The organism is Solwaraspora sp. WMMA2059, from assembly GCF_027497315.1.
Classification (GTDB): Bacteria; Actinomycetota; Actinomycetes; order Mycobacteriales; family Micromonosporaceae; genus Micromonospora_E.
Window position 1 is genome coordinate 4,943,016 of the sequence record NZ_CP114908.1, and the last position, 19,700, is coordinate 4,962,715.

18 protein-coding genes and 2 tRNA genes are annotated in these 19,700 nt (G+C 68.7%); 3 read left to right on the forward strand and 17 right to left on the reverse strand.

The genetic code is table 11. From position 1 onward, the window contains the following. Nucleotides 1–8: 8 nt before the first annotated feature. From O7553_RS22550 to O7553_RS22595, 10 genes are all read right to left on the reverse strand, one after another. Nucleotides 9–581, reverse strand: a complete 573-nt coding sequence (locus O7553_RS22550) for a nuclear transport factor 2 family protein (RefSeq protein WP_281551670.1) — start codon at nt 579–581, stop codon at nt 9–11. A gap of 163 nt (nt 582–744) precedes the next feature. Further along, nucleotides 745–1,188: a hypothetical protein gene (locus O7553_RS22555; protein WP_281551671.1), complete on the reverse strand. Its 444-nt coding sequence runs from the start codon at nt 1,186–1,188 to the stop codon at nt 745–747. A 155-nt stretch (nt 1,189–1,343) separates the two neighbouring features. Further along, nucleotides 1,344–1,437 (reverse strand) — tRNA-Sec (locus O7553_RS22560). 38 nt (nt 1,438–1,475) lie between these two features. Beyond that, a complete protein-coding gene (selD, locus tag O7553_RS22565; RefSeq protein ID WP_281551672.1) occupies nt 1,476–2,516 on the reverse strand; it encodes a selenide, water dikinase SelD in 1,041 nt (346 codons plus the stop codon). Then, on the reverse strand, nt 2,513–4,441 hold the full coding sequence (locus O7553_RS22570; protein WP_281551673.1) for a SelB C-terminal domain-containing protein: 1,929 nt from the start codon (nt 4,439–4,441) through the stop codon (nt 2,513–2,515). The genes selD and O7553_RS22570 overlap by 4 nt, the downstream gene beginning before the upstream one ends. Continuing rightward, nucleotides 4,438–5,877: an L-seryl-tRNA(Sec) selenium transferase gene (gene selA / locus O7553_RS22575; RefSeq protein ID WP_281551674.1), complete on the reverse strand. Its 1,440-nt coding sequence runs from the start codon at nt 5,875–5,877 to the stop codon at nt 4,438–4,440. The genes O7553_RS22570 and selA overlap by 4 nt, the downstream gene beginning before the upstream one ends. Before the next feature lie 2 nt (nt 5,878–5,879). Then, nucleotides 5,880–7,742: a VCBS repeat-containing protein gene (locus tag O7553_RS22580; protein ID WP_281551675.1), complete on the reverse strand. Its 1,863-nt coding sequence runs from the start codon at nt 7,740–7,742 to the stop codon at nt 5,880–5,882. A gap of 26 nt (nt 7,743–7,768) precedes the next feature. Next, nucleotides 7,769–8,017 carry a hypothetical protein gene (locus O7553_RS22585; RefSeq protein ID WP_281551676.1) on the reverse strand — a complete coding sequence of 83 codons (249 nt, stop codon included), beginning with the start codon at nt 8,015–8,017 and terminating at the stop codon, nt 7,769–7,771. A gap of 6 nt (nt 8,018–8,023) precedes the next feature. Next, nucleotides 8,024–8,911 carry a class I SAM-dependent methyltransferase gene (locus O7553_RS22590; RefSeq protein WP_281551677.1) on the reverse strand — a complete coding sequence of 296 codons (888 nt, stop codon included), beginning with the start codon at nt 8,909–8,911 and terminating at the stop codon, nt 8,024–8,026. 67 nt (nt 8,912–8,978) lie between these two features. Beyond that, nucleotides 8,979–10,769: a peptidase S9 gene (locus tag O7553_RS22595; protein ID WP_281551678.1), complete on the reverse strand. Its 1,791-nt coding sequence runs from the start codon at nt 10,767–10,769 to the stop codon at nt 8,979–8,981. A 206-nt stretch (nt 10,770–10,975) separates the two neighbouring features. Between O7553_RS22595 and O7553_RS22600 the strand changes: the two genes are divergently transcribed. Both O7553_RS22600 and O7553_RS22605 read left to right on the forward strand, forming a co-directional pair. Next, nucleotides 10,976–11,557 (forward strand): nitroreductase family protein, encoded by a 582-nt coding sequence (locus O7553_RS22600; RefSeq protein ID WP_348650040.1) that lies wholly within the window; start codon nt 10,976–10,978, stop codon nt 11,555–11,557. Further along, entirely contained in the window at nt 11,554–11,796 is a 243-nt protein-coding gene (locus tag O7553_RS22605; protein WP_281551680.1) for a hypothetical protein, read from the forward strand. The genes O7553_RS22600 and O7553_RS22605 overlap by 4 nt, the downstream gene beginning before the upstream one ends. Here O7553_RS22605 and O7553_RS22610 read toward each other — a convergent pair whose 3' ends face one another. The 5 genes from O7553_RS22610 to O7553_RS22630 form a co-directional block, all read right to left on the reverse strand. Next, nucleotides 11,797–13,743, reverse strand: coding sequence for an FG-GAP-like repeat-containing protein (locus tag O7553_RS22610; RefSeq protein WP_281551681.1), 1,947 nt, complete (start codon nt 13,741–13,743; stop codon nt 11,797–11,799). A 239-nt stretch (nt 13,744–13,982) separates the two neighbouring features. After that, on the reverse strand, nt 13,983–15,170 hold the full coding sequence (locus tag O7553_RS22615; RefSeq protein WP_281551682.1) for a cytochrome P450: 1,188 nt from the start codon (nt 15,168–15,170) through the stop codon (nt 13,983–13,985). A 143-nt stretch (nt 15,171–15,313) separates the two neighbouring features. Next, nucleotides 15,314–15,715: a VOC family protein gene (locus O7553_RS22620; RefSeq protein ID WP_281551683.1), complete on the reverse strand. Its 402-nt coding sequence runs from the start codon at nt 15,713–15,715 to the stop codon at nt 15,314–15,316. Between the two features lie 61 nt (nt 15,716–15,776). Then, the gene (locus O7553_RS22625; RefSeq protein WP_281551684.1) at nt 15,777–16,136 is read right to left on the reverse strand and encodes a VOC family protein; all 360 of its coding nucleotides are present in this window, start codon (nt 16,134–16,136) and stop codon (nt 15,777–15,779) included. 340 nt (nt 16,137–16,476) lie between these two features. Then, complete coding sequence (locus tag O7553_RS22630) at nt 16,477–17,712, reverse strand: VCBS repeat-containing protein (RefSeq protein ID WP_281551685.1); 1,236 nt, start codon at nt 17,710–17,712, stop codon at nt 16,477–16,479. A gap of 306 nt (nt 17,713–18,018) precedes the next feature. Between O7553_RS22630 and O7553_RS22635 the strand changes: the two genes are divergently transcribed. Continuing rightward, complete coding sequence (locus O7553_RS22635) at nt 18,019–18,525, forward strand: ester cyclase (RefSeq protein WP_281551686.1); 507 nt, start codon at nt 18,019–18,021, stop codon at nt 18,523–18,525. A gap of 298 nt (nt 18,526–18,823) precedes the next feature. Here the strand turns inward: O7553_RS22635 and O7553_RS22640 are convergent. Continuing rightward, nucleotides 18,824–18,896, reverse strand: a tRNA-Ala gene (locus O7553_RS22640). 112 nt (nt 18,897–19,008) lie between these two features. Continuing rightward, nucleotides 19,009–19,599: a YqgE/AlgH family protein gene (locus O7553_RS22645; protein ID WP_233606431.1), complete on the reverse strand. Its 591-nt coding sequence runs from the start codon at nt 19,597–19,599 to the stop codon at nt 19,009–19,011. Nucleotides 19,600–19,700: the final 101 nt, after the last annotated feature.

The window sequence follows — 19,700 nt, forward strand, 5'->3', positions numbered from 1 at the left end:
AGCTGGGCTCAGTCAGTCGGTCCGGGCAACGGAGCTCCGGTGGCCAGGTCGACACGGACGCCGTTGGCGTTCACCCGGAACCGGGACCCCGCCTCGGACATGTGCCAGTGCAGCCACTTCCAGCCATCGGCGGTACGCACCGCCACCGCGGTCGCGTTGAGTGGCTGGTGCTCGAAGGTCCCGTCGGCGCGGGCGATCACGACGTCTCCACCCTCCAGGGTGAAACCCATGTTCGCGGTGGCCACCACCCGGGTGGCGCTGATCGACTTGTTCTGGGTCTCGCCCGCACTGGGGAAGAGCGTGGTCAGGTACTCACGCATCACGCCCGGGTCGGTGATCTCCAACGGAGAGCCGTCGGTGGCACCCAGTTCGTAGGTGGTGAAGTCGTCGGCGAGGCTGGCCAGGATCGTCTCGATGTCCCCTTCGGCGAACGCCTTCTGCAGGTCGGCGAGGAGCTTGCGCACCTCGATCTCGGCCTGCGGGTCCGGCTGGAAGATCGAACCGGCGCCACCTGCCGCGTTACCGAAGACACCCCCGAGGAATCCCCCGAGCTGCCGTCCGAAATCCTGGATCTCTGTCATGTGCGGGTTGTCCTTTCTTGGTGTGCACGGTCGTCTACCGGCACAGCGTTCACTGCGTCCACCGGTCGCGGGTCGTTGTTTCGGATCCGCATCACCCGGCTGCCTCTATTTTCATTGCCAGGGACCGGGCCGTTCTTCTCTACTCTTGCGATTGCGGCCCACCTCAGTCGTGCGTCGTCCGGCCGTAGCGTCTCGCGTATTCGGCGTTGAGCTGATCACGCAGTGCGCGATTCTGTACGCGCAGATCCGCGATGACCGCCTGGGCGCTCTCCCGGTACCCGGCCAGCTCGTCGCGGTGTTCCTGCCGTAGTCGCGCGGTCTCAACACGATGCTCCTCGACGAGCCGGCGGCGTTCCTCTCGCGCCTCGTCCAACGTCACCCGCCACCTCGCCAGCAGCTCGTTGCGCTCGGCCAGCACCGCACCCCGGGCCCGTTCATCGGCCTGGGCTGCGGCCTGCTCGGCGGCGGCGGTGTCGTTGCGGACAAGTCGGGCGAGCCGCGCGACCTCACGTCGATGCGCCAGATGAGCCATCTGGCGCCCGCCCAGGTAGCTGAGCAACGCGGTGATGACAGCTGCGGCCGAGGCGACCAGGCTCGTCACGTCCATGGCCAGCCACATCGACCGGGCTGCGACCAGGGCCGCCGTTCGACCCGATCGGCCAATGAAGTTCGTTGCATTTGATGTCCTCCTCAGGCGGCGAACCTGAGATCATTTCTATGCAACGAAAAAGCGTGCGCCCTCTCTACGGTTGCGTACGATAGCGGAGGTGGACGGGAATCGAACCCGCCTGACCGGGATACCCGGTCACATCGGTTTTGAAGACCGCGGAGCGTCACCAGGCGCCCGTACACCTCCCCGGGACGGATCCCGTGACTGGTGAGATTGGTGTGGGGTCAGCGGATCTTTACCAAGGTGCCTCCCGATGGCACCAGTTCGCCGATCACCGGTGCGCCCGGGACCTCACCGGCGACAAGCAGACCACCGGAAGTCTGCGCGTCGGCCAGCAGCAACGCGGTCTCCTCGTCCACCCCGGCGAAATCGACCCACGGACGTACCCATTCCAGGTTGCGTCGGGTGCCGCCGGACACATAGCCGTCCCGCACCGCCTGCCGGGCGCCCGCCAGGTAGGGCACCGCTGACGCGTCGATGACGGCGCCCACTCTGCTCGCCCGAGCCAGCTTGACCAGATGGCCGAGCAGTCCGAAACCGGTGACGTCGGTGGCGCACCGCACGCCCGCCCGGACCGCTGATTCGGCTGCGTCCCGGTTGAGCCGCACCATCTCGGCGATCGCGTGTGGAAAGCGCTCACCGGTCGCCTTGTGCCGGGCGTTGAGCACCCCGACGCCGAGCGGTTTGGTCAGACTCAGTGGCAGGCCGGCCAAGCCCTGATCGTTACGCAGCAGCCGGCCGGGGTCAGCCAGTCCGGTCACCGCCATGCCGTAGCGGGGCTCCGGGTCGTCGATGCTGTGCCCGCCGGCCACAGCGCATCCGGCCTGAGCCGCGACATCGGCACCGCCCTGGAGTACCGCCCGGGCCAACTCCATCGGCAGCCGCTCGCGAGGCCAGCCGAGCAGGTTGATCGCGAGAACCGGCCGCCCACCCATCGCGTATACATCGGACAACGCGTTCGCCGCCGCGATCCGCCCCCAGTCGTAGGCGTCGTCGACAACCGGACCGAAGAAGTCGGCCGTGCTGATCAACGCGGTACCTCCGGGGCCCTCGATCACGGCGGCGTCGTCGCCGGTGTCCAGACCGACGAGCAACCGGCCGGCGGGTACGAGCGGCTGCCCGGAGGGCGTCAATGTGAGGTCTGCGACCAGCCGTTCCAGCTCGCCGGCCGGGATCTTGCAGGCGCAGCCGCCACCACGTGAATACTGGGTGAGCCGGATCGGCCCGATCGGCGGGTCGGCTTGCGGGGTGGACCCGGGCATCATTCGACTCCTGTCTTCGCTCTCGGACTCAGCCGTCGGGCGCCCCCGTCCGCGCATCGGACCGTCCAACCGCGATGATCCAGATGTTCCAGTAGCGGCACGGCCACTCTACGCGTGGTACCCAGGGCGACGCGGGCCTGCGCGACCGTGAATGGCTGCGCGAGTCGGGCAAGGACCTCGACGGCGGCCCGTTCCGCCTCGACCGGCAGCACCACGGCGGGCCCCAGCACCAGCACCTGACCGGTACGGCGGGCCGCCGCCAGCACCGATGGGTCGAATCCGAGCCGCCGAAGCCCGTCGGCGTCGGGAGCTTCGAAGCCGGATCCTTTGCTCAGTGCGGCACGCAGCCGGTCCAGCGCGGTCGCCACCCGTGGGGACATCCGCCGCTGCTGGTCTGCTGGGACGACCAGATCTCCGGCGAGGGCCAACCCGGGTGCCAGCAGCAGTCCGAGCAGCCGGGAATCGGGCAGCCCGAGCACTGATCTGGCCTGGCCGGCCGGCACACCGGGCACCGGCATCGAGCCATCCCGGTCGGCCGGGTGGTCGACGCGCCCGGTAGGAACCGGTTGTTCGGCGGGTCCGTCCCGGCCGGCACCGCTTACCAGCTGTACCAGCCTGGCGTGCAGGCGGTCCCGGTGCGCCCGATCGAGCAGCCAGCCACCGACGCTCAGGGCGTCGGTCGGCGGCGCTGCCCCCGTCATGGCCCGTGACTGCGCCACGGTGATCAGTTTCCGCAGCCGTAGCGGCCAGGTGTCGCGGGGCACCGTCGTCACGTCCCGCAGCGCCGAGGCGCGAGCGGCGGCGGCACCCCGCCTACCCAACGGCGGTGGATCGACGTCGACGACGGTCAGCTGTCCGACGATCCGTTCACCGGCCGCCCCCGGGTCGACCAGGACCGCCTGGTCACCAACCAGCAACGGCATTCGCTGATCGAGGTCGAGTCGGACGGCCAGCGACTCGCCGTCAGAGTCGAGCACCCGGACCCGGGCGATCGTGACAGCGCTACCCAGGTGCAGCCGCAGCGACGCCGGCAGGTGTCGCCGGCGCGGCCGACCACCGAGCGGGCGGTCCACCTGCTCAGGCGCCGGGCCGTCCACGCCGCCGGGCCGGTCGAGCCACCCGTCCACACAGGTGGACATCCAACAGTGCCCTGGACTTACCAGCGCCCAGCCTCGGGTGGCGACGCCGGCCGGCAGCCCGCGCAGCGCCAGACCCACGCGGCTGACGCCGTGTGCCGCCTGCACCGCGCTGCCGCACCGTTGTACCTCCCGGATCACCACCGGTCGACGGTCAGGCCCCAGCTTCATCCGGTCCCCGACCCGCACCGTCCCGGCCGGCAAGGTGCCAGTCACCACAGTGCCGGTGCCCGCCGCCGTGAACGTCCGATCCAGCCACAGCCGGACCGGAGCTGCCCGGTCCGGCTGCGGCACCTGCCGCAGCACCTTGGTCAGCACCTCCCGCAGGGCGGCCAAGCCGGCACCGGTGCGAGCGCTCACCGCCACCGCCGGCCAGTTCGGCAGGCCTGCGGCGGCCAACCGCCGACCCGCGTCGGCCTGCGCCCACTGCGGTGTCGCGCGATCGCACTTGGTCGTGACCAAAACGCCGTACCGCACGTTCAACGCGGCAAGCACCGCCAGGTGCTCGGACGACTGTGGCTGCCAGCCCTCGTCGGCGGCCACCACAAACATGACGACCGGACTGGTACCCACCCCGGCCAAGGTGTTCGCGAGGAACCGCCGGTGTCCCGGCACGTCGACGAAGCTGACCTCCCGACCGTCGTCGAGGTGGGTCCAGACGTGCCCCAGGTCCACGGTCCGACCCGTATCGCGCTCGACCGGTCGGCGGTCGGTCGACATTGTGGTCAGTGCCCGGAGCAGGCTGGACTTGCCGTGGTTGACGTGACCGGCAGTGGCGACGACGTGGCTCATCGCCGCTCGACCGCCATGGGTGTGGGCCGGCCTGGTTCGTCCGGCGACTGGCCAGCGGGTGACGTGGCCGCCCGCAGTACCGCCGCCGTCACGACTTCGTCCAGCTCCGCTGGCACAGAACGCATGTCGAGCAGCAGTCGGCCGTCGCGTACCCGGCCGACGACCGCGATCGGCTGTCGCCGCAGCGGCCGGGACAGGTGCTGTGGCACGCTGATCGCGCAGCTCGGCAGCCGTACCCCCGGCGCTCCACCACCCCCGATGGCGGCTGTCGTGTCCGTCACGGCCGCCGGCACATCGGCTGCGGTGAGTCGGCCGACGATCGTCTCGGCCCGGGCCCGCAGCTCGTCGACAGTCGTGCGCAGTGCCTGCTGGGTCGGGGTGGGTGGACAGCGGACGGTGGCCTCCAAGGCGGCGAGGGTCAGCTTGTCGACCCGTACCGCCCGGGCCATCGGATGGCGCCGCAGCTCGGCGATCACCTCGCGATGGCCCAGCAACAGGCCGGCCTGCGGGCCACCGAGCAACTTGTCGCCGCTCGCCGTCACCAGGGCCGCGCCGGCGCGCAGCGCGGTGTCCGCATCCGGCTCGTCCGGCAGCACCTGCTCCGGCCCCAGCAACCCGGAGCCGATGTCGACCACCACCGGTGCGCCGAGCCCGGCCAACGCGCCCACATCGACCTGGGAGGTGAAGCCGTCGATCCGGTAGTTGGACGGGTGAACCTTGAGGATGAATCCGGTCCCCGACCACACCGCGGCCGCGTAGTCGGCCAGCGAGGTGCGGTTGGTGGTGCCGACCTCGACAAGCCGGGCACCGGCGGCGGCGACCAGATCGGTCAGCCGGAAGCCCGCACCGATCTCCACCATCTCGCCACGGCTGATGACGACCTCGCGACCGCTGGCCAGGGCTGCCGAGGCCAGGATCAGTGCGGCCGCGTTGTTGTTCACGACGTGTACCGCACCGGCAGCCGGTACGGCCGCGGCCAACGCCTCCAGCGCGGCCCTACCGCGTCGGTCCCGCCGGCCGCTCTCGAGGTCGTACTCGATGTCGATGCAGCCCGCGGCCCGTTCAAGCGCCCGGCGGGCCGGCGCGGACAACACAGCACGGCCGAGATTGGTGTGCAACAGCACCCCGGTCGCGTTGATCACCGAACGGACGCCTTCGGCGCGCCGATCGACGAGATCGGCGGTGTGTCGGACGACCTGGTCCGGGGAGATCGCGCCGCGCCGCGCCTCCTGTTGCGCGTCGCGCAGCGCCTGGCGTACCGCCGGGCGGCCGTGCCGACGGACGGCCGCAGCCAGCCTCGGGTCGGTGAGGGCCCGATCGGTACGGATGATCCGGCGGCGGGCCGCCGCCGGGTCAGCGTCGGCGCTGGCGGCGGCCTCGTCGGCGTCGGCGAACGGTTCGATGGTGGTCGTCGCGATGCCGGTCGTCTTGATCATGTTCATCGTCCCTTGTCGTCGTCTATCGACCGGACCGTGCCGTCGTCATCGAGGAGCAGGGTGTGAATGCCCGGTGACAACCGGATCTCTGCGGCCCGGCGAACACCGCCGGACGTACGCCACTTCAGGGCGAAGGCCGTGTCAGCTCCGCTGCCCGTGCCGAAGAACAACTCCGGTGCGGACGATCCCGCGTGCCCGTTGCTCGGCTGCAACTCGGCATACAACTGCGCGCCACCGGGTGTGACGGCTCGCACCTGTGCTCCGATCGCCGGTGTCGCCCCGGTGCGCGGACCGGGCCGCAGCAGGCGAATGGTGGTGTGCGGCCATGCCGTACGGCTCCGGTTGAGCAGCACGACGGAGTCCTGCCACTGGTTGGCGATCACCGCGTCCGGCCGGCCGTCACCATCGATGTCGCCGATCGCGATGCCTCTGCTCACCCACGGTGAGCCCAGCCCGAGCCGTGGCGCGAGGTCGACGTAGCGGGGCGGCGAAAGGTCGGCGGCGTAGGTCCACAGCGGGTTGTGCTGATGGCCGGACAGGTCGTCGCCGGGCTGGAAGTTAGGCCATGCCCAGGGGTGGGCGAGCACCTGGTCGTTGGCCATCGCAAGTTCCTGTAACTCGGGCCAGCGCCACCGGTCGCCCTGCAGGTAGCCAGTCGCCTGCAGGATTTCGTCCGCACCGTCCGCATCGAAATCAACGGCCTTGATGTCCCAGGCCCAACCGCTGCGAGAAAGCCCGAGTTGCTCGCTTCGATCACGGTACGGGACCCGCCCCTGTAGCAGATCCTCGCCGGATCCCTCCGGCACGAACGCGAAGTTGCTCTCCTGCAGCCCCCAGGCAGTGGTGATGTTGCTGACCAGAACGGTCGGCAGCGGTTGCCCGCCGCGATAGGTGAACGCCACGCCCATGCCTTTGAACGAGTCGTGGCCGAGCACCTTCGACTTCGGCGTGGTGGCATCCCTGCGCCCCTCGACCCGTTCGAACACCGGACGTCCCGGAGTAGACCGATTGACCAGCAGATCGTCGGGGCCGAAGTCGTTGGCCACGTAGATCTCAGGTAGCAGGTCCCCGGTAAGGTCCTGCAGCCCGAACGCGAGCGTCCAGGATCGTGCCGACCGGTCCGGCAACGCCGTGCTGGCGTCGACAAACACAGGCGGGCGGCCAGGTCCGCCGGGGCGGGACAGCAGCAACCGGTTGATTCCGGCGTTGCCGGCCCGGGCCATCCCGGCCTGCATCTGGATCCGCTGGTCGTCGTCGGCTCGCCTGTCCAGGATCCGCGCACCGTCTGGAAAGTAGTTGCCGACCAGGACGTCCAGGTTGCCGTCGCCGTCGATGTCGGCGATCACGGTCGCGGTGGTGTTCCAGTGCTGGGCCGGCTCGACGAGGTCCCTGCCCTGGTAGCCCTCTCCCGCCCGGACAAACAGCACTGGGGAACGCCCCCAGTAGTAGACAAGGAAGTCCGTCATTCCGTCCCCGGTGAGGTCGGTCGGGACGCAGCCCATCGGCGCGACCGCCGGGTCGGGTTTTCCGGGAGGAGTGAGCCGCACGGCGGCGAAACGATCTCCGGTGCCGCGCACCGGGGCGACCCGTACCGAATTGTCGCGCGGATCGACCAGGCAGGTGTCGTCGGCACGGCCGTTGCCGTCGGCGTCGGTCAGCCCGACGGCGGCGCCGACGGCGGATATCCAGGACCGCAGATGTGCCAGCTCCGGAGCGACCGTCCGGTCACCGTGGGCCATCGGGGGCGCCGAATTCAGCGGGGTCACCACGAAGTCGAAGGGGGCGGCGAGCGCCGCGAGTTCCGCGGCGGAGGCGACCGGACGGGCGCTCAGCCCGCCGAGTACGGCGAGCAGGGTTGCAGCCATCGCCGGTGCTGTCAGACGGCGTGGATTCATGCCACGGTCCGTTCGCCGTCACCCGGGCCCGCCGGACGCCGGCTGAGCGGCCGGCCGGCGGCGTCACGTGGGTCGTGCAGCGGGGTCACCAACTGGCGGGTAATCACCCCGAGGACGGCCGCGATCGCCGCGTTGACCGCCGTGATCTGAGTGCACGACCAGCTCACGAGGCCGAACGCGCCGAGGAGGTTGAACACGGCCAGCAGTCCGGCCTGAATGATCACTGGCTCCCGTTTGAAGACCATCGTTACTTACCCTCCGTAGGTCGTTCGGGCGCGGCGCCGCGACGCGGACACGGTGCCGCGGTGGTCGTTGTGCCGGGCCACGCCACGCCAGTAGGTGAGCTGGCGGCTTCGATACGCGGCCAGATAGAACTCGCTGGAGTCCCGCCAGTGCCGCAGCTCATCAGCCGATACGAGGGCGGAGATCTCGTCCTCACGCCGCACCAGAGCTGTGCCGATCCGCTCGAAGCACTCGACCGCCATCGCCGTGCAGTCGGTCAGTTCGACGTCGTCGAACCCGGCTGACCGCAGCATCCGCACCGTGGCGGTGGGTCCCGGCAGCGGCCGCATGCCGTCCAGATCCCAGGCCCGTCCCCGGGTCTCGTCGGACATGCTGCTACCGGCGACGGTATCGGCCATCGCGAACACCCCACGCGGGTACGACGCCCGATGGGCGGTCCGCATCACCGCCTGCGGATCGGCGAGCAGACTCAGCGAGTCGATCGCCAGCACGAGGTCGTAGGCACCGTCCGGCTGCCATCGCTCGACGTCGCCCAGCACGTACCGCAGGTCCGGGTTTCCGGTCGCGAGCCGGCGGGCGTGATCGAGTTGTTTCTCGTTGATCTCCACGCCGGTGACCGCACAACCGCGACGCACATTCAGGTAGCGACTGACCGCTCCCGTTCCAGAGCAGCATTCGAGAACCCGATGGCGGGCGCCGAGTCGGAGCGGTTCGGTGATCTGGTCGAGCAACGCCGCCCCACCGACGTTGGTGAACTCCCAGCCGGCATGCACCGGCTGGTAGACGGCCAACTGCCAGATCGGCGCGGTAACACTGTCATAGATGTGGTTCTTGTCCGCGCCGTCCGACGGCGCCGTCGCGGCGGGCGGGCCGGGTCGCAGTAGTTGCGGCTCCACAGGCACTCCTCAGATTGGTTGGCGGTTCGTCCGGAGCTCACCCGACCGGATGAGCGATTCACATCCGTCATCTGCGTCGCGTGTCGACCGGGCTTCGGACCGGCCCCAGCGGTGCCTGCTCACTGATCGGCGTACCTCCCGCAGCCCGCGCGACCAGCGGACGCGCCAAGTCCGCGACCGGTGAATCCGCCGCCCAGACGTTTTCGGCGAGCCAGTACTCCACCGTGCGATGGGTGCGGGCGAACAGCACCATCCGGCCGTCGGCCGACGGCACCGGATAGCGGACACCTTGACCCGCCTCCGCGACGACCCGCCCCGTACCGTCGGGACACTGCTCGTACAGTTCCTCGCTGGTGCCGGCCACCAGCGTCGACAACAGGACGCCGTCGCGGGTGAGCCGTGGATTGTTCCGTTCCACGTAGTCCGGCCCCGCCAGCGTCTCGATTTCGCCGGTCGCCAGATCTTTGCGGTAAAAGCCCCAGGTCCAGTCGCCGCCGCGGGTCGACATGAAGACCACCGCGGCGCCGTCCGGCGTGTATGCCGCAGACTCGTCCCACCATGAGTCGTCGGTAACCGCACTGACCCCGCCGGTACGCAGGTCGAGTTCGTAGATGTTCGCGGCGAACGGTTCGGTTTCACTCTTGAACAGCAGCCGGTCGCCATCGGGTGACCAGCTCAGCGGACCATGCAGGCGGCGTAGCCCGACCACCCCCGATGTCCAGTCGTGGACCTCACCGGTCGCCACGTCCACCGTGCTGATCTGCCAGCGGTGCGCCAATCCGCGGCGCGAGCAGAACGCGATCCGCTCGCCGGCGGGCGACCAGGCGGGAAAGGACGCCTCTCCCACCGGCAGAGCCGTCACCACATGGTCGGACAGGTCCAAAATCTTGATGTTGGATCGTCCGGTACGTTCGCTGGCGTAGACGATCCGGCGCGCCGCTGGGTCGAACGACGCGTACCGCGGCCGTTCGTCCGCCCCGACGAGCTCCTGCACCTCGCCCGTGGCACGGTTCCACATGCCGATCGCGCGACCATCGTCGATGAGCCGGTGGAAGAACAGGCTCTGGCCATCGGCGGTCCACGTCGGCCACCGGTCGTCCGCTCCGGTGGTGACCAGGGGACGGCCGGATCCGTCGCCGAGGCGCTGCACCCAAATGACCGAGCGGCCCTCGTTGCTGCGGGAGAACGCGACGACCTGCCGGGTGGGACAGACGGTGGGCTTGTAGTCCCAAGCTGTCCCGTCGGTCACCGGGATCTCTTCGGCGCCTGCTGAGTCCTGCAGGAAGATCGCTCCGGCCCCCGCGTCGTAGGAATGGCACACCAGCCAACGGCCGTCCGGCGCCCAGGAACCAGCACCTGCCCTACCCGGTGGCCGGTCCACGACACGCGGAGCACCGCCACCGGCGGGCACGATGTAGAAATACCGGCGCCCCCAGGGGCCACCGACGTACAAGATGCGCTGGCCGTCCGGCGCGAAGGAAGGATACTCTTCCTCATGATCGCCGAACGTCAGTTGCTCAATGCGACCGGTGGCGACTTCGTACCACCAAATCTGTTTGTGTCCGCCCCTGGTAGAAGTGAAGACAATGCGCCGACCGTCGGGGGACCACTGCCCCTCGATGTCATCACCTGCTCCTCGGGTGGCCTGATGCCACCGGCCGCTATGTAGGTCGAATATCCAGAGGTTGACGGTTCCGGTCCGCTTCGATGAGGCCACGAAGAAGGCACCATCGGGCGAGATGGCACCGTCTCCGGAACCAGCCGGATCTGACGCTACCCGACGGAGCCGGAAGCCCTCGCCGCGTGGTTCGATAGCGGCCTGCCAGTCTGGTTGATGAGCACCCGAGGGTGGCGGCACGGCTGATCTCCTTGCCTCTCGGTTGATGGGCACGAGCATGACTGACGCTCGGTCAATTTCTAGCCCTTTGGCCCAGGGACAACCTTCTTCTAACTTGCGCTAAGGCAGCGCTCATCGATTAGCAAGATTTCGGAGGAGATCACTGCCTGCCGCTGTTGCGATAAACCAGTAAGCGATAGATCAAAGCACCGGTGGAGGCCTTGCTCATGCCACCCACGAGTCCACCTGATCAGACAGGGCTACACCCGCTCCTCGCGCCAGCCGACTCCGCACAGCGATTCACCACGGGGACGCTGAACACCGCGCAACTCGCAAGGCTGATCGAGGCCGCGCGCTGGACCCCGTCGAGTGGGAACCGGCAACCGTGGCGGTTCATGCTGGGCTGTCGTGGCGACACGACGTTCTCGCTGCTGCGCACCGCGTTGAACCCGGCCCACCAGAGCCACACGCGAGGGGCCGCCGCGTTGTTGCTAGCGCTGGCGCAGACCGCTGATCAGCAGGGCGTGCCGATGCTGGGCGCCGAATACGAGCTGGGAATGGCGGTGAGCCGAATCTGCGTACAAGCGCGGGCGCAGGACTGGCAGTGCCGCCAACTCGGGGACTTCGACCACCAGCGGCTGCGCCAGGAGTTGGGCGTGCCGGCTGGCTTCGAGCCGATCGTCGTCCTGGTGGTCGGTGGCAACGGGCCGGCCGGACCGGACGACCAGGCTGAGTACGGGACCAGACTGGCCCCGGAGGCAATCGCCTTCGCCCGCCGGTGGGGACGACCGGCGTGGACGTCGCTATGACGCGGTGGTCGATCTGGCGGCGGGAGCCGGTGCTGATTCAGTCGGCGGTGCTGGCGCTGCTCAACCTTCTCGCGACGTTTGACGTCGTGCCACTCACGGTGACGCAGATCGGTGCGGCGAACGCCGCAGTAGCAGCGCTGCTCGGGCTGGTCACGCGGCAGGTGGTGACACCGGTGACACCGCCGACGGCCGGATCCGATGACGAATCCGGCCGTCGACGGGCACCTGGTCTCGGCTGACTACGCGTTGACTGTTTCCACCGGGGCCAGCACCGAGGCCACCCCGATCGGATGTTCGCCGACCTCCACGGTCGCCACTGACTCGCCTCGCTCCAAGTCGACCACGGAGATCGAGTTGCCGCTCTGGCTGGTCACGAACGCCTGACGGCCGTCCGGCGACAGCGCCAACCCGTACGGACGGATGCCGACCTCGATCGTTGTGGTGACCGCGCCCCTGGCGACGTCGACGACGCTGACCGCGTCGGAACTGTAGGTCACCACGTAGGCGTTTTGGCCGTCCGGACTGAAGGCAACCTTCAGCGGCCAGTCACCTACGTCGATGTTTGCGACGCGTTTGTTGGTAGCGGTGTCGACTACCGTCACCTGGTCGTCGGCGATGCTCGTGACGTAGACCAGGCGACCGTCCGGGCTGACCGCCACCCCACCAGGACGTGCGCCGACGCGGGTACGGGCGACGACGGATGCCCGCGCCACGTCCACGGTGGCGACTTCGAAGGATATATTCGTCGGCACGTAGGCATACCGACCGTCCGGGGTGAAGGCGACGTCGACTGGGCGCTCCCCCACCTGGATGGTGGCGGTCACCGCGTTCGTGACCGAGTCGATCAGCGAGACCGTGTCGGAGAACTCGTTGGCGACCAGTATCCGGGTGCCGTCGGGCGACACCGCGATCCCATTGGGCTGGCGGCCGACGGCGATCGTGGTCAGCAACCGACGGCTGGGAAGGTCGATCACCGACACATTGTCGGAACCGAGGTTCGCGACGTACGCCCGTCGGCCATCCGGGGTCAGCGCCACCCCGCCTGGGCGGTCACCGCCGATGTCAATGGTCTTCAGCAGAGTCGAGGACCGGGCGTCGATTAGTGAAACGGTGGCCGAGTTCTCGTTGGTGACCAGCGCGACCGGCGCGAGGTCGGCACCCGCTGCGGTCTGGGTGCCGTTGAGCATCACGGTGATGCTGCCGGAGAGTGAGTTGCTGACCGCCAGGTCGACGAGGTTGTCCCCGTCGAAGTCCGCGGCAATGATCGCTGCGGGTGCCTCGCCTGCGGAGAAGGACTGGGCGGTGCTGAAGACTCCGTCACTGCGGCTGTTCGACAGCACGATGACGTCGGCCGCCTCAGGAGCGACGGCGGCGAGGTCGGTGGCGCGGTCGCCGTTGAAGTCGGCGGCGACGACGTCGCCCGGGCCACGCGCCGCGACGAACTCCTGCTTCCGTTCGAAAGACCCCTTGCCGTCACCGGCGAGCAGGGTCACCGTCTCACCGCCGTAGTTGCCCGTGGCCAGATCGAGGTTGCCGTCACCGGTGAAGTCACCGACGGCGACGCCGGACGGGGTGTCGCCAGCCGGCATCGCCTTGGCCGTGCCGAAGGTGCCCTCGCCCGTGCCGGTGAGCAGCGAGATGGTCTTGTCGCCGATGTCCGAGGTAAGGATGTCGAGCACCCCGTCACCGGTGACGTCGAGGACGGTGAGTCGGTTCGGGTCCTTGCCCACCGGATACTTGGCCGGCTCGGCGAACCCACCGGTGCCGTCGCCGAGCAGGATCGACACGGCGTTGTCCTGATAGTTGGCCACGGCCAGGTCGACGGAACCGTCCCGGTCGAGATCGGCGGCGCTCACCCGGATCGCGCCGCCGCCGGCTGGCAGTGACTTGGCCCCAGCGAATGCGCCCTTCCCATCGCCGAAGTACAGAGTCAGGTCGTTGGAGTTGAAGTTGGAGGTCACCATGTCGAGGCGGCCGTCGCCGTCGAGGTCGGCCAACGCCACGCCGTTGGGGTTGTCGCCGGTCCGGTAGGTCACCGGCGACGCGAATCTGCCCTTGCCCTCGCCGAGCAGCACAGCGGCGGTGTTCGAGTTGAAGTTGACGACGACGAGGTCCTGCTTGCCGTCGTCGTTGAGGTCGGCGGCCTCCAGGCCGGCCGGAGCGTCACCGACCGAAATCTCCGCCATCGCCGACATGGTGACTCTGTCTGCGTTGGCCCCCGCCGACTCCTGCGGCTCGTCGGGTGTCGTCTCCGTCACTCCGAGACACCCGGTAAGCAGGCAGAGGGCAAGTAGGGCACTGCCCCCTGCCGTCCACCGCGGCGGCTGGCGCCGAGCATCTCGGGTGGGCTCCTGACTCTGGTCAGTCATCGCATCTCCCCTTGGTCTCAGTTCAGCTGGTACCCGGCCGGGCCCGGCCGATTCGGTCAGGAAACGGTCGTCACGACCGGGACGGCGCGTACACCGAACACGCCACGGCCGTAGAACCGCAGCGGGATACTGGGGTTGAGGTGTAGATCAGCGAACCGTTCGACGAGCGCGGACAGCGCGACGCGGGCTTCGATACGGGCCAGTGGCGCGCCCAGACAGAAGTGTCCGCCGAAGCCGAAGGCGATGTGGTCGTTAGGAGTACGGTCGATGTCGAACCGGTCCGGGTCGGCAAAGACCCTCGGGTCCCGGTTCGCCGACACCAACCATGGCATCACGTACGAGTCGGCCGGTATCTGCACTCCGGCGAGCTCGGTATCGGTGGTGGTGACCCGGACGACCTGCGCGAAAGGCGACCGGTGCCGCAACACCTCCTCGACGGTCGAGGGGATCAGCGCCGAATCGTCGCGCAGCCGCTGCCACGTCGAGGGTTGCTCGGCAAGACTCAGCACTGCGTTGCCGAGCAGCAGCGTCGAGGTGATGTGACCGGCGGAAAGCAGTAGCGTGCAGAAGTTGACGGCCTCCTGATCGGTCAACCGTCGCGCGTCCACTTCGGCGGTGACCAGCGCGGTGATCAGATCATCGGCAGGCTTCCGCCGACGTTGCTGGCAGTGCTCCAGCAGGTACCCGGACAGGTCCCCCATGGCTGCGGTGAAGCGTTCCATCAGCGCCGGATCGTTCGGATCATCGGTGTGGATGCTCAACAGCCGGTCGGCGCAGGCCGCGAAGAACGCCCGGTCACCGACGGGCAGCCCGAGCAGTTCCGCGATCACGGTGACCGGCATAGGGTGGGCCAGCCGCTCTGCGAGGTCGAACTCACCGTCGAGATCTGAAATCATCTCACGGGTCACTGCGGCGATCCGTGGCTCGAGCTCGGCAACCGTACGCGGGGTGAACGCGGCGCTGACCAGCCGCCGTAATGACCGGTGCTCCGGCGGGTCAAGCATCGTGAGGTTACCTTGAGCGAGTTCGGCGGCTGCCGGATTCACCCGGCTCTGATCCGAGGAGTACGTCTCATGGTCGGCGCTCAGCCGCCGCACGTCCGCGTACCGGAAGACATGCCAGACTCCGTATCCGTCCTGCCAGACGGGCTTGTCCTCGAGCATCCGTCGCAACCATGGCAGCAGGACGGCCTCCCCCTGCTCGGGTGACGGCGCCATCAGATCCTGGCTGGGGGTATGGGTCATGGCGTACTCCAAGGGGTGCCGGCGATCAGGGGTCCGGGAGGCGTCGCCACGCCCGCCAACGATCTAGCGGGCGTGGCGACAGTGGAAGCGTCAGTGACGCCGATGAGTCGGCCAACCTCTGTTGGGCGGCAGCCGGACGGCAGTCAGCCGTCCTGTGGACGATCGGGCTCGCGAAGTGCCAGCACGGCGCCGGCAGGATCGCGGATCACCACGAATCGCGCTTCCGGCGCGGTGCCCTTGGGCCCGGCGACGACTTCGCCGCCCAACTCAACCACACGTTTGATGCTGGCATCGAGGTCGTCGACGCAGACATAGGACAACCACTGCGGTGGCAGGTCCGCGTTGCCCCCACGCGCGTGACACACTCCGGCGACGGGCGTCCCTGCCGGGCTCATCATGAAGTAGTCACTGTAACCACCCATGTCTAGCGGCATCGGGCTCCAGCCGATCACCTCGGCGTAGAAGTCCCGTACCCGGTCAGCGTCCTGCACCGTCAGGTCGAAGCCGACAACGGTGCCGAACGGTGGCTTGGTTGGGTCTGACACTGCGCTCCTCTCGATTGCACTGGTCAAACACGCCGAAGACGGGCGTGCATCTGGCTAAGACCTAGGCCGGCTCCCACAGCTCGAAGCGATTGCCCTCCGGGTCGAGCGCCCACGCGAAGCGGCCGATCGGCTCCGTGTGCACGTCGCCCACGATCGTCGTGCCGCTCGCCCGGAGCTGATCGAGCATCCTGTCAAGATCTTCGACCCTGAAGTTCACCATCGACGCCTGGTCACGGGCGCCGAAGTAGTCGGTGTCCTCAGGAAACGGAGCCCAGACCGTCGGCCCCGCAGCCTGAGTCCACACCTGGTCGCCACCGGGGCACGGATCGATTCCAAGGTTGTCCGAGTACCAACGGGCGAGAGCCTGTGGATCCCGGGACCGGAAGAAGTAGCCGCCGATCCCGGTCACGCGAGGGGACATGTCGACGCTCCTGGCTGATGTTGGACGGGCGATGACCGGAATCGCGTACTAACAATTCCTTGAAAGATCTTGACGCCGCATTGAGCGACCGAGCTGGATACTCACGGAGTGTACGACAGGCTTACCGCGCTGTCATGCAGCCACGGGCCGGAGATGCCGGTCGATGCACAATAGCCAAGAAGGCCCGTTGAAGTAGGGCGGACTACACAGGACCGCTCATTCGGCCCACGTGGAGGGGGCGACATGATCCTCGAAATACTCATGTTTCCGGCGAGGGTCCGCCTGACGCAGGGGCAGGCGCCGACGTCGAACGCCCGGCGCCTACCCCCGCCGTCGCTGGTCAACCCTGGTTGATGATCACCGATACACTGTCGGACAGCGAATTCGCGGTCGCAATGTCCGGCAGACCGTCACCGTTGAAATCGGCGACGAGCAACGCCGGTGGGCCGTCCTCCACCGTCACCGAGGCAGGTGCGGCGAATCCGCCCCGGCCGTCCCCAGCGAGCACCGTGATGTCGTCGGAGTCGAAGTTGACCGTCACCAGGTCGAGCTGACCGTCACCGTTGACGTCCACCGCGACGATGTCCGACGGCGCGTCACCGGCCTGGTACAGGGCAGGTACGGCGAACCTGCCGCCGCCCTGCCCGAACAGCACCGCGACAGTGTCGGCGTCGTAGTTCGCCGTGGCGATGTCGAGTATCCCGTCGCCGTTGAGGTCGCGCACCACGATCCCGGCTGCGGTGTCGTCGGCGGCGTACGCCACCGGCGCCGAGTAGCTACGCCGACCGTCACCGCGCATCACGGTGACATCGTCGGAGTTGTAGTTCGCGCTCGCCAGGTCCAGCAGTCCGTCTCCGTCCAGGTCGGCCACGGCGATCCGCAGCGGTCCGTCACCAGCCGGTACCGACACCGGAGCCTCGAAGGTCGCGTCGCCCGTTCCGTACAGGACGGTGACGTCATCGCCGTTGAGGTTGGGGGTGACGAGATCCAGCGCACCGTCCCGGTCGAGATCGATCGCGACGATCCGGGCGGGACCGTCGCCGGCCGGATGATGCACCGGTTCGGCGAACCGGCCGCCGCCCAGTCCTCGGTAGACGCTGACGTCGTCCGACCCGAGGTTTGCTGTGGCCAGATCGAGGTGGCCGTCCCCGTCGAGATCCCGAGCGAGTATCCCGTTCGGCGTGCGACCCGCGGCCATCGTCACCGGTGGCTCATAGCCGCCGCGGCCGTCGCCGATCAGGTAGACCAGATCGTGGCTGTTGTAGTTCGGTGTGGCGAGGTCGAGGACACCGTCGCCGTCGATGTCGGCCGCGACGATGTCGGCAGACGCGTCCCCGGCGGGGAAGGACCGTGCTTCCGCGAGCGTCACCGGGCTGGTCGGCGGCGGGATCGGCATTGGTCGTTGGGGCTGCGTCGGCGCAGGATTCAGCGGCGGCACCGACTCCGGCGGTGGCGACTGGTCCGTCGTGCATCCGGCGGCCAGCAGTACGGCGGCCACCGCGAATCCGGCCAGCATGCGGCTCGGGCCGCCAGGGCCGTGGCCCGTGGCCCGCCCGGCGGTTCTCATCATCGTCATTGACGCTTCCTCTTCGGCTGGATGGGCCGGCCAGCCTGTGCGTGTCCGACCGGCGGCGACGCGACGTGCGCTGCTAGTTCCTGGATACGGCCGGGCGGTTCTGGGGACCTCTCCCCGATTGCGATCGGCGTCAGCGACGGCGAACCAGGCAGGGCGATCCGGGCGGTCCACCCGATGGCCGGTACGGCCGGCGCGGATCAGCAAACGTTGAGAAGTTCGGCCGCCGTGTCCGATTCCACGATGGCGCTACCGGCTGCCCGGCACCCGCCCGCAGCCACCGCCAACCGGTACCTCAGGAGGTACACCATGACCAGCACCAGAACACTCGGCGCCGAAACGCGAGGGTTTCTGATCGGCCTGCTCGGCCAGTCGGACACCGATCCGGAGCGCGAGGCGCGCAACGAGGCGACTCTGCGTGAGCTGTACGCGCGGTTCAACCGCGACGACATCACCGCGATGGCCGAACTCCTGACCGAGGACTTCGCAGCGCATGACGTTGCGGCCGGAGAGGTCACCACCGGTCCGGAGCCATACCTAGCCCGGCAGCGAACCAACCGCCGGGCGATGCCGGACGCCCGGACGGAGATCACCGCGCTCATCGTGCGCGGCGACACCGCAGTCGCCGAAGTGATCAACCGGGGTACGCAGACCGGCCCGTTCGAGCTGCCCAACGGCGACGCGCTGCCACCGAGCGGACGGCCGGTGGAGGGTCTGAGCTGCGAGATCTACCAGTTCCGGGGCGGCCGGATCGCGAGCGGTCGGATCTACTACGACTTCCTCACCGTCGCACGGCAAATCGGTCTGCCGCTGTGACCCTGGCAGGCGGTGCGGTAATGACCCGTGGCTGCCAGCGGCGGTGATCATTGATCATGTAGACGTGCCGGGCGCGCGGGTCCGGTAACGGACCCGTGCCGACGCGACCGATCCGTCGTCCGCGATCATCGTCGCCTACCCACCGCATGCCATCGGGAGGCGCACCGCCTGCGGTCACCGCGACCGGCCGGCCGGAATGGCCACGGACTCTCAAACCGCTCGACGAACTACCGGCGACCATGAAATCACAAGAAAAAGCTATCGACGACTGAAGTCAGTCAACGTGCATAAACACGGGTGGAGCCGAGGGGACTCGAACCCCTGACCCCCACACTGCCAGTGTGGTGCGCTACCAGCTGCGCCACGGCCCCCGGTCGGCCCGGATCTCCCGGGCACCCGGCAATACTACACACGCCGCCCCGCGCGGTCATCTCGCGGGGTCGGCCGCCCGGGTCGCGGGGTCAGTTCATCGACGCGCGAGGGTCAGTTCATCGAGACGTCGGCCGGGAAGTGGGCCACGGCGGCCATCATGCCGCGCTGGCGGCGCAGCACCATCGGCCACAGGTCGTCCGGGCGGGCCATGAACGGATCGTCCGGCAGGCCCTCGAGCACGAACCAGGAGCCGGCGTTGATCTCCTCCTCCAGCTGCCCGGCCGACCAGCCCGAGTAGCCGGCGAAGACCCGGATCCCGGAGATCGACTCGGCGAGCGGCCCCGGGTCGGTCGACAGGTCGACCGTGCCGAGTGGGCCGGCGATGCGGTGGAAACCCTTCACCCGGCCGGTCTGGGTGCGGGTACGGGCCAGGCAGATCGCCGACTCTGGCTGCACCGGGCCGCCCTCGAACAGCACCGACGGCTCCCGGGCGAGACTGCTCCAGCCGCCCAGCACCTCGGCGACCGGCACCTCGGTGGCCCGGTTCAGCACCACCCCGAGCGCTCCCCCGGCCTCGTGGGCGACCAGCAGCACGACCGTACGGTCGAAGTTGGGATCCTTGAGCGTTGGCGTCGCGACCAGCAGTTGGCCGGTCATCGACGCCATCGACCGTCCCCCGATCCGCTGACCTTCACCGTGCACCTCGACCTCCCGTACCTGCCCACGCGGCGCAGTCACGACCCGCACGGTCCGCGCGGACGGCGCGGCGACGATCCGCCACGGGTGCCGTGAAAGCCATGCCT

Excerpts from the sequence above, each read along its gene's own strand:
- O7553_RS22625 (WP_281551684.1), bottom strand. The coding sequence starts at position 16,136 with ATGTCCCCTCGCGTGACCGGGATCGGCGGCTACTTCTTCCGGTCCCGG.
- O7553_RS22610 (WP_281551681.1), bottom strand. The coding sequence starts at position 13,743 with ATGGCGGAGATTTCGGTCGGTGACGCTCCGGCCGGCCTGGAGGCCGCC.
- O7553_RS22580 (WP_281551675.1), bottom strand. The coding sequence starts at position 7,742 with ATGGCTGCAACCCTGCTCGCCGTACTCGGCGGGCTGAGCGCCCGTCCG.
- O7553_RS22630 (WP_281551685.1), bottom strand. The coding sequence starts at position 17,712 with ATGACGATGATGAGAACCGCCGGGCGGGCCACGGGCCACGGCCCTGGC.
- O7553_RS22550 (WP_281551670.1), bottom strand. The coding sequence starts at position 581 with ATGACAGAGATCCAGGATTTCGGACGGCAGCTCGGGGGATTCCTCGGG.
- O7553_RS22600 (WP_348650040.1), top strand. The coding sequence starts at position 10,976 with ATGCCACCCACGAGTCCACCTGATCAGACAGGGCTACACCCGCTCCTC.
- O7553_RS22570 (WP_281551673.1), bottom strand. The coding sequence starts at position 4,441 with ATGAGCCACGTCGTCGCCACTGCCGGTCACGTCAACCACGGCAAGTCC.
- O7553_RS22615 (WP_281551682.1), bottom strand. The coding sequence starts at position 15,170 with ATGACCCATACCCCCAGCCAGGATCTGATGGCGCCGTCACCCGAGCAG.
- O7553_RS22585 (WP_281551676.1), bottom strand. The coding sequence starts at position 8,017 with ATGGTCTTCAAACGGGAGCCAGTGATCATTCAGGCCGGACTGCTGGCC.
- selD (WP_281551672.1), bottom strand. The coding sequence starts at position 2,516 with ATGATGCCCGGGTCCACCCCGCAAGCCGACCCGCCGATCGGGCCGATC.
- selA (WP_281551674.1), bottom strand. The coding sequence starts at position 5,877 with ATGATCAAGACGACCGGCATCGCGACGACCACCATCGAACCGTTCGCC.
- O7553_RS22555 (WP_281551671.1), bottom strand. The coding sequence starts at position 1,188 with ATGGACGTGACGAGCCTGGTCGCCTCGGCCGCAGCTGTCATCACCGCG.
- O7553_RS22635 (WP_281551686.1), top strand. The coding sequence starts at position 18,019 with ATGACCAGCACCAGAACACTCGGCGCCGAAACGCGAGGGTTTCTGATC.
- O7553_RS22605 (WP_281551680.1), top strand. The coding sequence starts at position 11,554 with ATGACGCGGTGGTCGATCTGGCGGCGGGAGCCGGTGCTGATTCAGTCG.